At 68.9% G+C, this 16206-nt stretch carries 19 protein-coding genes; 3 read left to right on the top strand and 16 right to left on the bottom strand.

Going from position 1 to position 16206, the window contains the following annotated elements; all coding sequences use genetic code 11:
- Positions 1-101: 101 nt before the first annotated feature.
- The 12 genes from hisB to gltX all read right to left on the bottom strand — a co-directional run bounded on the left by hisB (position 102) and on the right by gltX (position 9828).
- Entirely contained in the window at positions 102-1169 is a 1068-nt protein-coding gene (gene hisB, locus IHE47_RS02385) for a bifunctional histidinol-phosphatase/imidazoleglycerol-phosphate dehydratase HisB (RefSeq protein ID WP_192103847.1), read from the bottom strand.
- Positions 1166-2296: a histidinol-phosphate transaminase gene (gene hisC, locus IHE47_RS02380; RefSeq protein ID WP_192103845.1), complete on the bottom strand. Its 1131-nt coding sequence runs from the start codon at positions 2294-2296 to the stop codon at positions 1166-1168. Before hisC ends, hisB begins: the two co-directional genes overlap by 4 nt.
- The gene (hisD, locus tag IHE47_RS02375) at positions 2293-3600 is read right to left on the bottom strand and encodes a histidinol dehydrogenase (protein WP_192103843.1); all 1308 of its coding nucleotides are present in this window, start codon (positions 3598-3600) and stop codon (positions 2293-2295) included. Before hisD ends, hisC begins: the two co-directional genes overlap by 4 nt.
- 13 nt (positions 3601-3613) lie before the next feature.
- Positions 3614-4507, bottom strand: coding sequence for an ATP phosphoribosyltransferase (hisG, locus tag IHE47_RS02370; protein ID WP_192103841.1), 894 nt, complete (start codon positions 4505-4507; stop codon positions 3614-3616).
- Positions 4504-4839, bottom strand: coding sequence for a YerC/YecD family TrpR-related protein (locus IHE47_RS02365; protein WP_192103839.1), 336 nt, complete (start codon positions 4837-4839; stop codon positions 4504-4506). Before IHE47_RS02365 ends, hisG begins: the two co-directional genes overlap by 4 nt.
- A 188-nt stretch (positions 4840-5027) precedes the next feature.
- Positions 5028-5189 carry a 30S ribosomal protein THX gene (locus IHE47_RS02360; protein ID WP_192103837.1) on the bottom strand — a complete coding sequence of 54 codons (162 nt, stop codon included), beginning with the start codon at positions 5187-5189 and terminating at the stop codon, positions 5028-5030.
- Between the two features lie 79 nt (positions 5190-5268).
- Positions 5269-6231: a cation diffusion facilitator family transporter gene (locus tag IHE47_RS02355; RefSeq protein WP_192103836.1), complete on the bottom strand. Its 963-nt coding sequence runs from the start codon at positions 6229-6231 to the stop codon at positions 5269-5271.
- A 62-nt stretch (positions 6232-6293) separates the two neighbouring features.
- Positions 6294-6992 (bottom strand): SDR family NAD(P)-dependent oxidoreductase, encoded by a 699-nt coding sequence (locus IHE47_RS02350; RefSeq protein WP_192103835.1) that lies wholly within the window; start codon positions 6990-6992, stop codon positions 6294-6296.
- 20 nt (positions 6993-7012) lie between these two features.
- A complete protein-coding gene (locus IHE47_RS02345) occupies positions 7013-7525 on the bottom strand; it encodes a MerC domain-containing protein (RefSeq protein WP_192103834.1) in 513 nt (170 codons plus the stop codon).
- 64 nt (positions 7526-7589) lie between these two features.
- On the bottom strand, positions 7590-8075 hold the full coding sequence (locus IHE47_RS02340) for a transcriptional repressor (RefSeq protein WP_192103833.1): 486 nt from the start codon (positions 8073-8075) through the stop codon (positions 7590-7592).
- 57 nt (positions 8076-8132) lie between these two features.
- Positions 8133-8411: a hypothetical protein gene (locus IHE47_RS02335; RefSeq protein ID WP_192103832.1), complete on the bottom strand. Its 279-nt coding sequence runs from the start codon at positions 8409-8411 to the stop codon at positions 8133-8135.
- 16 nt (positions 8412-8427) lie between these two features.
- Positions 8428-9828: a glutamate--tRNA ligase gene (gltX, locus tag IHE47_RS02330; RefSeq protein ID WP_192103831.1), complete on the bottom strand. Its 1401-nt coding sequence runs from the start codon at positions 9826-9828 to the stop codon at positions 8428-8430.
- 28 nt (positions 9829-9856) lie between these two features.
- Here gltX and IHE47_RS02325 point away from each other — a divergent pair, with 28 nt between their 5' ends.
- From IHE47_RS02325 to IHE47_RS02315, 3 genes are all read left to right on the top strand, one after another.
- Positions 9857-10618 carry a transporter gene (locus tag IHE47_RS02325; RefSeq protein WP_192103829.1) on the top strand — a complete coding sequence of 254 codons (762 nt, stop codon included), beginning with the start codon at positions 9857-9859 and terminating at the stop codon, positions 10616-10618.
- A 93-nt stretch (positions 10619-10711) separates the two neighbouring features.
- On the top strand, positions 10712-11872 hold the full coding sequence (locus IHE47_RS02320) for a glycosyltransferase family 1 protein (RefSeq protein WP_192103827.1): 1161 nt from the start codon (positions 10712-10714) through the stop codon (positions 11870-11872).
- Positions 11841-12398: a phosphatase PAP2 family protein gene (locus tag IHE47_RS02315; RefSeq protein WP_192103826.1), complete on the top strand. Its 558-nt coding sequence runs from the start codon at positions 11841-11843 to the stop codon at positions 12396-12398. Before IHE47_RS02320 ends, IHE47_RS02315 begins: the two co-directional genes overlap by 32 nt.
- Before the next feature lie 268 nt (positions 12399-12666).
- Here the strand turns inward: IHE47_RS02315 and IHE47_RS02310 are convergent, their stop codons facing one another.
- The 4 genes from IHE47_RS02310 to trpB all read right to left on the bottom strand — a co-directional run bounded on the left by IHE47_RS02310 (position 12667) and on the right by trpB (position 16195).
- Positions 12667-13029, bottom strand: a complete 363-nt coding sequence (locus IHE47_RS02310; RefSeq protein WP_192103823.1) for a hypothetical protein — start codon at positions 13027-13029, stop codon at positions 12667-12669.
- 4 nt (positions 13030-13033) lie between these two features.
- Entirely contained in the window at positions 13034-13903 is an 870-nt protein-coding gene (gene accD, locus IHE47_RS02305) for an acetyl-CoA carboxylase, carboxyltransferase subunit beta (protein WP_192103821.1), read from the bottom strand.
- Positions 13904-14034: 131 nt separating this feature from the next.
- Positions 14035-14871, bottom strand: a complete 837-nt coding sequence (trpA, locus tag IHE47_RS02300; protein WP_192103819.1) for a tryptophan synthase subunit alpha — start codon at positions 14869-14871, stop codon at positions 14035-14037.
- Positions 14872-14983: 112 nt separating this feature from the next.
- Positions 14984-16195: a tryptophan synthase subunit beta gene (trpB, locus tag IHE47_RS02295; RefSeq protein WP_192103817.1), complete on the bottom strand. Its 1212-nt coding sequence runs from the start codon at positions 16193-16195 to the stop codon at positions 14984-14986.
- Positions 16196-16206: the final 11 nt, after the last annotated feature.

Raw genomic sequence — 16206 nt, 5'->3', positions numbered from 1 at the left:
CGCGCGCAGGAGCGCACCCTGTGCGCGATGCTTTCCGTCATCTGACGAAGAGCAATCGCGCACAGGGTGCGCTCCTGCATCCAGGCTCGTGGATTGCGGCATTACAGGCTCCCCTTGGTGCTGGGCAGCTCGTCGCCTTCGCGGCGGATCGCCTGGCGCAACGTGCGCGCCACCACCTTGAAGCAGGCTTCCACCATGTGGTGCGCGTTGTCGCCGCGCACCGACAGGTGCAGGTTCGCACCCAGCGTCTCGCACAGCGAGCGGAAGAAGTGCGGCACCATCTCCACCGCCAGCTCGCCCACGCGCTCGCGCGGGAAGTCGCCTTCGAACACGAAGTACGGGCGGCCGGAAAGGTCCAGCCGCGCCTCCGCCGCGCTCTCGTCCATCGGCAGGCAGAAGCCGTAGCGGGCGATGCCGCGCTTGTCGCCCAGCGCCTGCTTCAGGGCCTGCCCCAGCGCCAGCGCGCAATCCTCGATGGTGTGGTGTTCGTCGATGTGGATGTCGCCATCGCAGGAAAGCTCCAGCGCGAAGCCGCCGTGCTTGCCGATCTGCTCCAGCATGTGGTCGAAAAAACCCAGCCCGGTATGCACCTTCGGCTCGGCCACCTTGTCCAGGTCGACGCGCACGATGATGCGCGTTTCCCTGGTGTTGCGCACCGCTTCGGCGATGCGCGGGGCATCCAGCACCTGGTGCGCCACCTCGCTCCACGCCATGCCCTGCGGCCCCACGCGCAGTCCGCGCACGCCGATGTTCGCGGCAAACTTCAGGTCGGTCTCGCGGTCGCCCACCATCGCGGAAGCCGCGCGGCTCCAGCTGTCGTCGGCCAGCCAGCCGCGCATCAGGCCGGTGTTGGGCTTGCGCGTGTCCAGGCCCTCGTGCGCGAAGCTGCGGTCGATCAGCACCTCGCGGAAGCGGATGCCCTGCGAGGACAGGATGCGCATCAGCAAGTCGTGCGGGCCATGGAAATCGGCTTCGGGGAAACTCGCCGTGCCGAGGCCGTCCTGGTTGCTCACCATCACCAGCTCGTAGCCGGTGGCGACGAAGCGTTGCAGCGCGGCCACCACGCCCGGCAGCAACGCGAGCTTCTCATAGCTGTCGATCTGCTCGTCGGCCGGCTCCTCGATCAGGCAACCGTCGCGATCGACGAAGAGGATCTTGCGTGTGCTCATGCCGCCCCCTTGGCAGCATCGCGGCCATCCAGGGCCGGACTCCCCAGGGAAGCCGCTTCGTCGGCGACGGCCTCGCGGGAAGCCAGCACGGCCAGCACCTGCACGTTGTCCACCGGCGCGCCGACGGTGATGCGCAGCGCATCGCCCAAGCCGGGATAGCGGCGCACGTCGCGCACCACGATGCCGGCCTCGAACAAGCGGCGATACGCGGCCTCGGCGTCGTCGAAACGCACGGTAAGGAAGTTCGCCTGCGAGGGCAGCACGTCCCGCACGCCCGGCAGGCCGGCCAACGCCGCGCGCATGCGCGCACGTTCGCCGCGCACCACGTCGATGTGCGCTCGGGCGTTCGCCTGCCCCCAGCCGGACAGCGCGAGCAGCGCCGCGTCAACGCTGGGCAACGGCAACGGGTACGGCGGCATGATCCGGCGCAGCAACGCGATCACGTCGGGATGCGCCAGCAGGCAGCCGATGCGCGCGCCGGCCAGCGCCCAGGCCTTGGACAACGTGCGCAGCACCGCGAGGTTGTCGTAGCGGTCCAGCAGGTCGGCCACGCTGCCCTCGTCGGCGAACTCGACGTAAGCCTCGTCCACCACCAGCACGGCGCGACCGTCCAGCGCACGCGCCAGCCGCTCGATCCCGGCGCGCGGTACCACGCTGCCCGCGGGATTGTTGGGCGTGCAGACGAACACCAGCTTCACTGTGTCGGTGACGGCGGCCAGCACGGCATCCACGTCCAGCGTGAAGTCGCCGCGCAGCGGCACCTCGACCACGCCGGCATCCTGGATGCGCGCGCTCACCGCGTACATGCCGAAGGTCGGCGGCTGGATCAGGATCGCGTCACGCCCCGCGCGGCAGAAGGCCCGCACCAGCAGGTCGATGGCTTCGTCGCTGCCGCGGCCCACCAGCAACTGTTCGTGGCGCACCTGGTACAGGCGCGCGAGCACGTCCACCAGCGCGGCCGGCTGCGGCTGCGGATAGCGGTTGCAGCCCGTGCCGGTATCACCGGTAGGAGCCCACGCCGATTCGTTCGCGTTGAGCAGCAATTGCCCGCCGCTGGCTTCCATGCGCGCCGAGGAATACGGCTGCAGGGCACGGATTTCCGCCCGCGCAAGATCGAGCACACTCATTTCGTCGCCTCCAGTTCGGCCAATCGCAAGGTCACCGCACGGCGGTGCGCCTCAAGCTGCTCGGCAGACGCCAGCATGGCGGTGCATGGGCCGATGTTGCGCAGCCCGTCAGCCGAAAGCTCCTGCACGGTGATCTGTTTCTGATAGCTGGCCACCGACACGCCGCTGTAGCTGCGTGCATGGCCGTAGGTGGGCAGCACGTGGTTGCTGCCGCTGCAGTAGTCGCCCACCGATTCGGGCGTCCAGGCGCCGAGGAACACCGAGCCGGCGCTCTCGACGCCGGCCAGCAGTGCGCGCGGCGCGGCCACCTGCAGGATCAGGTGCTCGGGCGCGTAACGGTTGCTCACTTCCACCGCCCGCGCCAGCGACGATACCGAGATCAGGCGGCTCTGCGCCAGCGCCTGCCGGGCGATTTCCGCGCGCGGCAGTTCGGCGCATTGCCGTGCGACTTCCGCCTCGACGCGGTCCAGCAGCGAGGCGGACTCGCTGACCAGGATCACCTGCGAATCCGGTCCGTGCTCGGCCTGCGACAGCAGGTCGGCGGCGACGAAAACCGGGTTGGCTTCCGCGTCGGCGATCACCAGCACCTCGGACGGGCCGGCCGGCATGTCGATCGCCGCGCCGTCCGGCTCGGACGACACCTGCAGCTTGGCCTCGGTCACCCAGGCGTTGCCCGGGCCGAACAGCTTGTCGCACTTCGGCACGGACGCCGTGCCATAGGCCATCGCGGCGATCGCCTGCGCGCCGCCCAGCTTGAACACCTTGTGCACGCCGGTGAGGCGCGCGGCATACAGCACCGCGGCATCGCAACGGCCGTCGGCGCGCGCGGGCGAACACAGCACCACCTCGCGGCAGCCGGCGATGCGCGCGGGCACGCCCAGCATCAAGGCCGTGGAAGGCAGCGGCGCACTGCCCGCCGGCACGTACAGGCCCACGCGCTGGATCGGGCGCAGCATGCGCTCCACGCGCACGCCGGGCGCGGTATCCACGCCCACCGCTTGCGGCGCGGCGGCGCGATGGAAGGCCTCGATGCGCTCCGCGGCCTCGCGGATCGCCGCTTTCAAGGCGGGCGCCAGCGACGCTTCGGCCTCGGCGAACTCGGCCTCGGCGACCGCGAGCTCCGTCAGTGCGCAACGGTCGTATTTCACGCTCAACTCGCGCAAGGCGGCGTCGCCGCGGGCGCGGACGTCCGCGATGATGCGGCCCGTGCCTTCGCGCAGCTCCGCCGCGCGCGATTGCGCCGGCCGCGCCAATGCCGCGCAGCGGCCCGGCTCGTCAAGCAAATCCCAGTCGATCCAGTTCATGCGGGCCGGCCTTTCATGCAAGCATCTTCTCTACGGGAAGGACGAACATCTCGCGCGCGCCGGCCTTCTTGATCTCTTCCAGTTCGCGCCAACTCACCTCGCCTGCGCACAACGCCTGCAGCATCAGCTGGTCGGGCTGGCCGGCCACCGGCAACAAAGTCGGCTGCGGACCGCCGGGCAGCAACCGGATCACCGCATCCAGCGCAGTGCGCGGGGTCTGCAGCAGCAGCAGGCGCGATTCGCGCACCTGGATCACGCCGTCCAGCCGCTTCAGCAGCAGTTCGACCAGGTCGCCGCGCTCGTCCGCCGGCAGGCTTTGCGGCCCGGCCAGCACCGCCTCGCTTTCCAGCAGCACATCGGCCTCGCGCAACTGGTTCGCCACCAGGGTGCCACCGCTCTGCACCAGGTCGCAGATCGCATCCGCGGTACCCAGCTTCGGCGCGATTTCCACCGAACCGGCCAGGGTCACCACGCCAGCCTCGACGCCGCGCTCGCGCAGCCACGCACCCAGCAGGCCCGGATACGAGGTGGCGATGCGCCGCCCGGCCAGTTGCGCCGGTTCGCTGTAGTCCATCTCCTGCGGCACCGCAATGGAAAGCCGGCAGCGGCCGAAACCCAACGGACGCAGCTCGGCCAGCGGTTCGCTCTCGCGACCGGCGGTGAGGCGGAACTCGTCGAGCACGTTGCGGCCGACGATGCCCAGCTCGCACACGCCCTGTGCGATCAGGCCGGGGATGTCGTCGTCGCGCACCAGCAGCAGATCCACCGGCTCGCCTTCGCCGAAGCAGAACAGCTTGTCGCGGCTTTGCCGGAACGTGAGGCCGCAACGCTTGAGCAGTTCCAGCGCCGGCTCGGTGAGCCGGCCGGATTTCTGCATCGCGATGCGCAGGCGGTCGCGGGGTTTCATGCACGTTCCTTCTTGGTGGTGGCGCGACGGCGCGTGGCCCGCGCCGCGGCGGCGAGATAGCCGCCATTGCCCTGGTTGAGGAAACGCGCCACGCGGCCGATGGTGGTGATGCTCACCGCGGTGCGCTCGTGGATCTCGCGGTACGCCACCCCGTCCAGCAGGAACGGCACCACGCGCCAGCGGTCCACCAGCACCTCGAGTTCGGCCGGCGTGCACAGGTCGCGCAGGAAGGCATTCATCTCGTCCGCGTCCTTCAGCGAAAGCAGCGCCTGGCACAGGCTGAGCTCGGCCGATTCGACGGGTGTCTCGGGATCCAGTGATCGACGCTTCATAATGTATTAACGCATTAGTACATTGGATCACATTGTAGGGAACGGGAACGCCCGGTGCAAGCCGTCTGCGCCGCATCCCGTTCAGCGCGGCATCATCACCCGGCCGCGCCACGGACCCCGGGCCGGAAACGCGCCCACAAAAAACCCCGCACCAGGCGGGGTTCTTCGTGACGCGCGACGGAAGCGGCTCAGGCCGACTTCTTCTTCGGCGCAGCCTTCTTCGCGGCAGCCGGCTTGGTCACGGTCGGCTTGGCGCCAACCACCGCCGGCTGGGCGCCGTGCGCGCGGCTGTTGCCGTAGCTGCTGCGGTAGGTCTTGCCACGACGCGTCTTGCGATCGCCCTTGCCCATGGGAATCTCCTCAGGAATGCATGATGGCCTGCCATGATAGCAGCGCCGGCGACGGCGCCATAGCCGGCCCGGGCCAGGTTCAGCCGTGGCCGGCACAACCCTGCGACCGGTCCAGGCAATCCTCGGGGTCGATCTGCACGGTGACGTGCTGGATGCCGAAGCGCTCCTGCAGCAGCCGGTTGATCGCGCGCAGCGCCTGCGCGGCATCGGCCGGGTCGTGCAACTCGGCATGCAAGGTGGCCATGCGCGAGCCGGAGGCCAGCTGCCACACGTGCAGGTGATGGACGCCGCGGATCGCCGGATCCACCCCGTTCAGTGCGGCTTCCAGCTCGGCCCAGTCCATGCCGTCCGGCACGCCTTCCAGCAGGATGTGCGCGGAACGGCGCAGCAACTGCCAGGCGCTGCCGAGGATCAGCACGGCCACCAGCAGCGACAGCACCGGATCGGCCCACAGCCAACCCAGCCAGCGCACCACCAGCGCCGCCAGCACCGCCGCCACCGAGCCGAGCAGGTCGCCCAGCACGTGCAGGCTGGCGCTGGCCAGGTTCACGTCGTCGTGCGAGTGCCCGTGCAGGCTGCGCAGCACCAGCACGTTCACCAGCAGGCCGACGATGGCCACCACCAGCATCATGCCCGACAGGATCTCGCCCGGGTGCAGCAGCCGCTGCACCGCCTCCCACGCCACCCAGCCCACCAGCACGAACTGGCTGATGGCGTTGACGAAGCCGACCAGCACCTCCATGCGCCCGTAGCCGTAGCTGCGCCGCGCATCGGCCGGCCGCAGCGCGAGGCGCGCGCCGACGTAGGCCATCAGCAGCGCCAGCGCGTCCACCATCATGTGGCCGCCATCGGTGAGCAGCGCCAGCGAGCCCGACCACAGGCCGCCGACCACCTCGGCCAGCATCGTGACGGTGGTCAGCGCGAAGGCGAGCAGGAGCTTGCGGCCACGCGAACCGGCGTGCGCCGAATGGTCATGGCCGTGATCGTGCGCAGCGGCGTGCGAATGCGGGTGGTCGTGCTGGCAGGAAGGCAGGTTGCTCATGTTCGAATGCTAGGAAACGCAGTCGGCGTTACACAATCACCGCGCATGCCTCCAACACCAGCTCACCACGGGACGACCTGGCCGAAACGGTCGAGATACTGCAGGCCGGGCACGCCACGCTTGGCGATCAGCAGGTCGACCAGCAACGGCACGCTCTCCTCGATCGTGAAAGGCGCGTCCGGGCCGCCCAGGTCGGTGCGGATCCAGCCCGGCGCAAGCACCAGCATGGCGCGCGGATGCGCGGCCTCGCGCGCCGCGAAGCTGCGCATGAACATGTTCAACGCGGCCTTGCTGCCGCGGTAGACCTCGCGCATCCCGGTCTCGTTGTTCGCGATGCTGCCCTGCCCGGACGACATCGCGCCGATCAACCCGTCCGCCGGCACGAGATCCTGCAGCGCCTCGATGACGCGCATGGGGCCGAGCGCATTCGTCACCATCACGCGGACGAACTCTTCCGTGGCCACGTCGCCGATGCGTGCATGCTGGTCGTGCGTGGTGGTTCCTGCGTTAACGAACAGGATTTCGAGCACCTTGCCCGCGAGACGCTGGCGCAACGTGGCGATCTGGTCCGGTGCATCGATGTCGAGCGTCTCGATCTCCACGCGGCCCGGGTGTTTTTCCGCCAGTTCATGCAGCACGGTGCAGGAACCGGCCCTGACCGTGCCGATGACATTCCAGCCCCGGCCCAGGAACCCGGCAGCCATCGCGGCACCAAGGCCGCGCGATGCACCAACGATGAGGATGGTGGCGGCGGATGGCATGGGCGGCCGCCTCGCGGAACTCAATGCGCGCACTGCGGGCCGTGCACGTGCGTCACGGCATGCGCATGGCGGCGGTCGACGTAGAGGTTCACGAAATGCGCCGAGGCCACCAGCAGGCCACCGCAGGTCACCATCACGCTGTGCACGACGATGTGCTGGTGTTCCGACACCCAGACGACGCCGAGCACCAGCAACAGCAACCCCGGCAGCGCAAGCCGCAGCGGCAGTGGCTGACGATGCCGGCGGTAGCCGCCGACCAGGGCGAACAGGGCCAACGTCGCCGCAAACAGCACGAAGTCGCGCTCGAAACGGTAGCCCGCCAGGAACTCCAGCCCGAGCAGCGGCAGCACGGTCAACACGAACGGCAGCAGCGCGCAGTGGATCGCACACAGGAACGAAGCCGTGGCCCCCACGCGATCGGCCAGGTGCCACCAACGCGAGGATTCCGCCGCCTCACCCACGACGACCGCACCCGTGGTCACGGGTTGCAGCAGCACGCTGTCGGCATTGGCGGAGCTTCCGGTCCTGTCCATGCCGGAAATGTTACTTTGTAACACTTACCTCGCACAAGTGAGTCCGCCGCGAACAGGGCGCGGGTCAGGATTTGCGGCAACGCTTGCAGACGCCGTGCACTTCCAGCGTCTGCGCCTGGGCACGGAACCCCAGCGCCCTGGCCTGCACCTCGATCAGCTCGGCCACGCGCGGATCGCAGACCTCCTCGGCACCCGAGCAGACATCGCAGATCAGGAACGGTACCTGGTGCGCCTCGGCCGGGTGATGGCAGGAGACGTAGGCATTGATCGAGGACAGCTTGTGGATGAAGCCCTGCTCCAGCAGGAAGTCCAGCGCGCGGTACACCGTGGGCGGTGCCGCATTGCCGTGCTTCTCGCGCAACTGGTCGAGCAGGTCGTAGGCCTTCACCGGCTTGTCGGCGGCGGCGACCAGCTCCAGCACCTCCATGCGCAGCGGGGTGAGGCGCAGGCCACGCTCCTCGCTGACATGCGCCACTTCGCGCACGAAACCCTTCGCGTCATGCGGATGCGAATGATGGGCGTGCGGTTTGCTGGCGGCATCGTGGGCCAAAGGGACTCTCCTCGCCGGGGATCATACATGCGCCCGACAGGCGACAGATGCAATGGATCAGCGCCGCAGCGGCGGCGGCGCGGCGCGCGGTCTGGCGCGCGGGCGGAAGCAGATCACCAGCCAGCCGACCGGCCCCAGCACCCAGGCCCAGGCGACGCCCTCCCACAGGCGCCCGCGCCACCAGCCCAGCAGCGCGCCCACCGCCACGAACAGCAGGTTCCACCAGAACAGCGCCGCCCACGGCACCATCGCCCACAGGTTGAGGAACACGTGCCAGAACGCACCTGGCGAATCCGGGTCGACGCCCTGTGTCGCACGGGCCAGCAGTTCGTCCACCGCCCTGCCCGCCGGCTCAGCCGCGGGCCAGCGCCAGCGCGTGGTCGATGCGTCGCAGCGCCTCGTCGCGGCCGCACAGGTAGATGGTGTGGTCGATGGATGGCGACACCTGCGTGCCGGTGATCGCCACGCGCAGCGGCTGGGCGATCTTGCCCATGCCCAGTTCCAGCTTCGCGGCCACCTGCTCGATGACCCCATGGATGGGCTCGGGCTTCCATTCCACGCCGGCCAGCAGGGCCCTGGTCGCTTCGAGCACCACGGCGGCGGTGTCGTTCTTCAGGTGCTTGGCGACGGCCTTGTCGTCCCATTCGGCGATGGGGCCGTACCAGATCTTCGCGCGCTCGGCCATTTCCTTCAGCGTGTGCACGCGGTCGCGCAGCGCCACGATCACGTCGGCGGGCCGCGGGCCATGCTCCGCGTCGATGCCGGCGCGCGCCAGGTGCCAGGCGAACTCGGGTGCCAGCGCCGCGGGATCGTCGGTCTTGAGGTAGTGCTGGTTGAGCCAGTTGAGCTTCTCGGTGTCGAAGCGCGAGGCGGCCTTGTTGACGTCGGCGGCATCGAACAGCCGGACCATCTCCTCGCGCGAGAAGATCTCCTGGTCGCCGTGCGACCAGCCGAGGCGCACCAGGTAGTTGAGGATGGCGTGCGGCAGGTAGCCCTCCTCGCGGTACTCCATCACGCTCACCGAGTTGGTGCGCTTGGAGAGCTTCTTGCCCTCCTTGTCCAGGATCATCGGCAGGTGCGCGAATTCCGGCACCGGCGCGCCCAGCGCGTGGTAGATGTTGATCTGGCGCGGCGTGTTGTTGACGTGGTCGTCACCACGGATCACCTCGGTGATACCCATGTCGATGTCGTCCACCACCACGGCGAAGTTGTAGGTGGGCCAGCCGTCGGAGCGGAAGATGACGAGGTCGTCGAGCTCGGTGTTGGCCCACTCCACGCGGCCCTTCACCTTGTCGTCGAACACCACCGATCCCTCGAGCGGATTCCGGAAGCGGATCACGCGGTTCGGGTCCTCGCGGTACGGCTCGTTGCGGTCGCGGTAGTAGCCGTTGTAGCGGGGCTTCTCGCCCTTGGCCATCGCGGCCTCGCGCATCGCCTCGATCTCCTCCTTGCTTTCGTAGGCGTAGTAGGCCTTGCCCTCGGCGAGAAGGCGCTCGGCCACTTCCCTGTAGCGGGCCAGGCGATGGGTCTGGTAGACCGGCGCCGCGTCGGCGGAAAGGTCCAGCCAGGCCATCGCGTCGAGGATCGCCTGCACGGCCTCGTCGGTGGAGCGCTCGCGGTCGGTATCCTCGATGCGCAACAGGAACTCGCCGCCGCGCCGGCGCGCCTCCAGCCAGCAGTACAGGGCGGTGCGTGCGCCGCCGATATGCAGGAAACCGGTGGGACTGGGAGCGAAACGGGTGCGGACGGTCATGGAGTGTCTGGAAATGCGCGGGGGAACCATGGATTTTAGCCGATACCACGGCCGGCTCGGCATGGCGGCCGTGTTGCTTGCCGGGTTCGCCACGACGGCATCGGCGCTGGACAACCCCGGCTACGACCGCCCCGGCCTCGGCTTCACGCCGGCCGTGCTGGGCGCCGGCGACATCACGCTGGAACAGGGCCTGCCGGACTGGAGCCTCGTCCGCGACGGCAGCGGCAGCAGCGCGCAATACACGGCCGACAGCCTGCTGCGGCTGGGCATCGGCCGGTCGCTGGAACTGCAGTTCGGCAGCTCGTACAACCGCCTCGGCCAGGGCTGCGCGATCGACTACGGCCGCGGCGACAGCTCCCTGGCACTGAAATTCGCCCCGCCCGCGCGCGGCGATTTCAGCTGGGGATTGCTGGGCAGCATCGAATTCACCGACGGCACAGACGCCTTCCGCAACCCGCGCCGCCAGTACCTGCTGGGTGCCGCATTCAATTGGCAATGGGACGAACGCAACGGTTTCGCGCTGTACCTGGAAAACGTGCGCAGCGGCGGCCATGACAGCCGCCAGCTCGCCCTCAACGAAGGCTACGCCTTCACGCCGGCATTCAGCGGCTATGTCGAATTCGGCGTGATGGACGTGGCCGGCGCCGGCCACGGCAGCCGCGCCGGCGCCGGCCTGGCATGGATGCCCACGCCACGCGTGCAACTGGACGCCAGCATGCGCCATCGCCTCGATGGCGCGGCGCCCGCGTGGGAAGCCGGCCTCGGCGTATCGGTGTACTTCGGCCGCTGAAAGCCGCGGCCGTCATCCACCCGTCACACATTCGCCACCCTTGCGCAAAGCCGCGACGCGAAACTGCGCGCAGGTCCCGCGAGAGCAAGCGTCATGCGCATCGGCATCGTCAGCGAAACCTGGCTACCGGAGATCAATGGCGTTGCGCTCACCGTGTATGGCCTCGCCGCCGGACTTGTGGCGCGGGGCCACACGGTCGAAGTGGTGCGGCCGCGCCAGGCATACCCGAGCGCGGCCGATCCGCATTTCGAAACCGTGTTCACGCATGGCGCGGCGCTGCCCCGCTACCCGGGCCTGCGCTTCGGCCTGCCTGCCGGGCGCTCCCTGCGCGAGCGCTGGTCGCAGGAGCGTCCCGACGCGATCTACGTCGCCACCGAAGGTCCGCTGGGCGGTTCCGCGTTGCGCGCGGCGAATGCCCTGCGCATTCCGGTGGCCAGCGGCTTCCACACGCGTTTCGACAGCTACGCCAGCCACTACGGCCTGCGCTGGCTCACGCCGCTGGTGCGCAACCACCTGCGCCGCTTCCACCGTCGCGCCGCCGCCACCCTCGTGCCCACCGATGCGCTGGCGCAGGAACTCACCGCGCTCGGCGTGGACAATGCGCGCCTGCTGCGCCGTGCCGTGGACACGCAACTGTTCCATCCCGGCCAGCGCGATCCCTCGCTGCGCGCGCAATGGAACGCCGACGCCGGCACGCCGGTGATGCTGTACGTGGGCCGCATCGCCGCGGAGAAGAACCTCGAACTGGCGATACGCGCCTTCCGCGCCGCGCAGCAGCGACTGCCCGCCATGCGCTTCGTGTGGGTGGGCGACGGCCCCGCGCGCGCCGCGCTGCAGGCGGCGAACCCGGACTTCATCTTCGCCGGCACGCAACGCGGCGAGGCACTGGCGCGGCACATCGCCAGCACGGACCTGTTTCCCTTCCCCAGCCTCAGCGAAACCTTCGGCAACGTGATCCTGGAGGCGCTGGCCTGCGGCGTGCCGGTGATCGCCTATCGCGAAGGCGCCGCGCGCGAACACCTGAGCGATGGCTACAACGGCTACTGCATCGCGCCCGGCGATGCGGAAACGTTCATCGCGGCGACGTCCACGCTGGCCGGCAACCCGGGCCTGATCCGCCACATGGGTCGCCGCGCGCACGAAAGCATGGCGCGCCTGTCGCCGGAACAGGTGGTCCGCGAATTCGAATCCCTGCTGCGCGAACTGGCCGAGGAGCAACGCCATGAACACGATGCCGTCGCCGTCCATGCCTAGAACCATCGCCCTCGATCGTCGCGTCTGCGTGGCGGCAAACCGCTGGGGCACGCGCCGCGCGGTAGGGGTGTTCTTCGGCACCGTCAGCCGGCTCGGCGACGGCATGTTCTGGTACGCGCTGATGTTTGCACTGGCCGCCATGGAGGGCCGGCGCGGATTGTTCGCCGCCGCGCACATGGCCGCCACCGGGCTGGCCGCCCTGCTGCTCTATCGCCTGCTGAAACGGTACACGCGCCGGCCGCGTCCGTTCCGCGCCTGCCCCGGCGTGATCGCGCACGTGCCGCCGCTGGACGAATTCAGCTTCCCGTCCGGCCATACCCTGCAGGCGGTGGGCTTCACCGTGGTGGCGCTGGCCTGGTATCCACTGCTGGCGCCGGTGCTGCTGACCTTCACCACGCTGGTCGCCACGTCGCGGGTGGTCCTCGGCCTGCACTATCCCAGCGACGTGCTCGCCGCGATCGGCATCGGCGGCGCGCTGGGCGCGCTGTCGCTGTGGCTGGTGCATGCCGCGACCCTGCTCGCCTGAGCAAAGTCTGCGCAGCGCGTCGCGCACCGTTGTGCGCTCAAGCACTTGCGACACCTATCCACAGGCTGTTCCCATGCGCGTCCACACTTGCTGTGGAAAACGCGCAGCGCGCTGCGCAGAAATTCGTCAACGCGTGCCAAGTGCCTGTCGCCAAAGCGGTGAACGCGGCTTGTCCACAGCTTTGTTCGGCAGGCATCCACACCGGCTGTGGAAAACCAGCCAGCCCAAAACGACGATGCCGCCCATGGGCGGCATCGTGCTTCGCGTGTCAGTCAGTGTCCGGCCATTCCCGAAAAATCACGCAGACCGTCGTCCTGTCCAGCATGGCGAACTCGCGCGCGCCCCACGGCTTCAGGGAAACAGTACGCGAGTTGGGATGCAGCAACTGCGGTGCGCGGGAGCACATTTCCCTGAAAATCTCGTCGATCCTGTCCGTCTCCACCGCAAGCTCCGGGCGATCCTTCGCGGCGTATTCGGGACTCTCGACGATGTAGGCCTTCGCGCCATCACGGGCGACGACTGCCATGCAGCCGTCCTGATGGAGGATCTCGAACCCGAGGCCTTCGACGAAGAACTCCAACCCATCTTGAAGACAGTCGTAGAAGATCTTCGGGATCAGGTTCCTGAGCAAGGCATCACGCCGCGCGCGGCGCCTTTTCCAACAGGTTGAGCAGGTCGGCCAGTTTGTCGCGCATCTCGCGGCGGTCGACGATCATGTCGATGGCGCCGTGCTCCAGCAAAAACTCGGAACGCTGGAAGCCTTCCGGCAAGGTCTCGCGCACGGTCTGCTCGATCACGCGCGGGCCGGCGAAGCCGATCAATGCCTTCGGCTCGCCGATGTTGATGTCGCCCAGCATGCCCATGCTGGCGGAGACGCCGCCGGTGGACGGGTTGGTCAGCACGCTGATGTAGGGCACGCCGGCATCGCGCATCCTGGCCAGCACCGCCGAGGTCTTGGCCATCTGCATCAGCGAGAACAGGCCTTCCTGCATGCGCATGCCGCCGCTGGCGGCGAAGCACACCAGCGCACTCTTCTCGGCCAGCGCGCGCTCGCCCGCGCGGGCGAACTTCTCGCCGCCCACCGAACCCATCGAGCCGCCGACGAAGCCGAACTCGAACGCGGTGGCGACCAGCGGACGGCCCTTCAGGCGGCCGCCCATCGCGACCAGCGCGTCCTTCTCGCCGCTGGACTTCTGCGAGGCGACGATGCGGTCGCGGTACTTCTTGGAGTCGCGGAACTTCAGCGGGTCGGTAGCCTCCATGCTGGGCCACAGCTCCTGCGTCGAACCTTCGTCGAGCAGCGCAAGCAGCCGCGTGCGGGCACGGATGCCGTGGTGATGGCTGCACTTGGGGCAGACCATCAGGTTGCGCTCCAGCTCCGGCTTGTACAGCACCGAACCGCAGCCCGCGCACTTCTCCCACACGCCCTCGGGCACCTTGCCCTTGCCCGCGTTGGCGCCTTGCGTGTGCGCACGCGGTGTCATGATTTTCTGCAGCCAGTTCATAGCGACGCCTCTGGTGAAGCGCGCATTCTAGCCGAGATCGCCGGAAGCACCGGACGGTTGCGTGTGGTGGTGAAGTCTCCGCACCCGCCGTCCCGGCGCGTGCCGGAATGGCGGGCAAGGCCAGGGGCGATTCAACGAGCGTCGAGCGCCGTACGGATCGGCTCCAGGAAAGCGCCCGCGCGTTCGGCAATCTCGCCCGCCGAAGCCGCTCCCGCCAGCCGCTCCACCAGCGCGCTGCCGATCACCACCGCGTCGGCGAAACCGGCGATGGCCTTCGCGCTTGCCGCGTCGCGCACGCCGAAGCCCACCGCCACCGGTGCCTTCGCATGCGCACGCACGTCCGCCACGCGGGCGGCGATATTCGCGGTGCTCAACTGCGCCGCGCCGGTGATGCCGGCGAACGACACGTAGTAGAGGAAACCCTCGGCCGCCGCGCACAGTTTCGACAGGCGCTCCGGTGCCGTGGTGGGCGCGGCGAGCAGGATCTGCTGGAGGCCGGCCGCGCGCAGCGGCGCCAGCACTTCGGACTCTTCCAGCGGACAGTCCACCAGCAGCACGCCGTCGACGCCGGCCTGCACGGCTTCCGCCGCGAAGCGCTCGTAGCCATGGATCTCGATGGGGTTCAAATAGCCCATCAGCACCACCGGCGTATCGGCATCGCGACGGCGGAACTCGGCGACCCAGCCCAGCACGTCGCCCAGGCCAACGCCCCTGGCGATGGCACGCTCGCTGGCGTGCTGTATCACCGGGCCGTCGGCCATCGGGTCGGAGAACGGCACACCGAGTTCGATCAGGTCGGCGCCGGCCTCGACCAGCGCATGCATCAGCGCCACCGCATGCTCGGGCGAGGGATCGCCCGCAGTGACGAAGGGAATCAGGCCGGTGCGGCCGGCGGCCTTCAGTGCGGCGAAACGGCGGTCGATGCGTGAGAAGCCGGGATTCGGGATTGGGGATTCGGGATTCGGCATGACGGCGATTACTCGAAGGTGGCGAAGCAGTGGTTGGTCGATGGCAGAGGAACGGCCGATTGGCGCGGCGCGCTTTTGCCGAATCCCGAATCCCCAATCCCGAATCCCGCCTTCATACCTGCACTCCTTCGCGTGCGGCGATCGTGTGCACGTCCTTGTCGCCACGGCCGGAGAGATTGCACAGCACGATGCCGTCCTTCGGATATTCACGCGCCAGCTTGATCGCCTGCGCCACCGCATGGCTGGATTCCAGCGCGGCGAGGATGCCCTCGGTGCGCGCCAGCAGGTGGAATGCCTCCATCGCCTCGTCGTCGGTGACGCCGACGTATTCGGCACGCCCCGCGTCCTTGAGGAAGGCGTGCTCGGGGCCGACGCCGGGATAGTCGAGGCCCGCCGAGATCGAATGCGTCTCGGTGATCTGCCCGTTGTCATCGCACAGCACGTAGGTACGGTTGCCGTGCAGCACGCCGGGCCGGCCGGCCGCCAGCGAGGCCGCATGATGGCCCGTGGCGATGCCCTCGCCCGCCGCCTCGGCGCCGACGATGCGTACGTCGCGATCGTTGAGGAAGGCATGGAACAGGCCGATCGCATTCGATCCGCCGCCCACGCAGGCAGTGAGCACGTCCGGCAGGCGGCCGTACTGCTCCAGCAACTGCGCACGCGCCTCGCGGCCGACGATGGCGTTGAAGTCGCGCACCATCAGCGGGTACGGGTGCGGCCCGGCCACGGTGCCGATGATGTAGAAGGTGTCGGCCACGTTGGTGACCCAGTCGCGCATCGCCTCGTTCAAGGCGTCCTTCAAGGTCTTCGAGCCGGACGTCACCGGCACCACCTCGGCGCCCAGCAGCTTCATGCGGTAGACGTTGATCTTCTGCCGCTCGATGTCGGTGGCGCCCATGTAGACCACGCACTTGAGCCCCAGCCGCGCCGCCACCGTGGCGCTGGCCACGCCGTGCTGGCCCGCGCCGGTCTCGGCGATGATGCGGGTCTTGCCCATGTGCCGCGCCACCAGCGCCTGGCCCACGGTGTTGTTGATCTTGTGCGCGCCGGTGTGGTTCAGGTCCTCGCGCTTGAGCAGGATGCGCGCGCCGCCCACGTGCCTGGTCAGCCGCTCGGCGAAATACACCGGGCTGGGCCGGCCCACGTAATGCGTGAGGTCGCGGTCGAGTTCGGCGATGAAGGCCGGATCCTGGCGCAGGCGCAGGTAGGCCTCGGTCAGTTCGGCCAGCGGCGCCATCAGGGTCTCGGCGACGTAGCTGCCGCCGAACCGGCCGAACCGGCCCTGGGCGTCGGGGAAAGCGTGGAAATCCCGGATCTCGGGCATGACGACTCCAA

The sequence above is a fragment of the Rhodanobacter sp. DHB23 genome (assembly GCF_014842975.1).
GTDB lineage: Bacteria > Pseudomonadota > Gammaproteobacteria > Xanthomonadales > Rhodanobacteraceae > Rhodanobacter_A.
The sequence above is the reverse complement of the archived record's forward strand: the minus strand, read 5'-3'. Positions and strand labels throughout refer to the sequence as shown.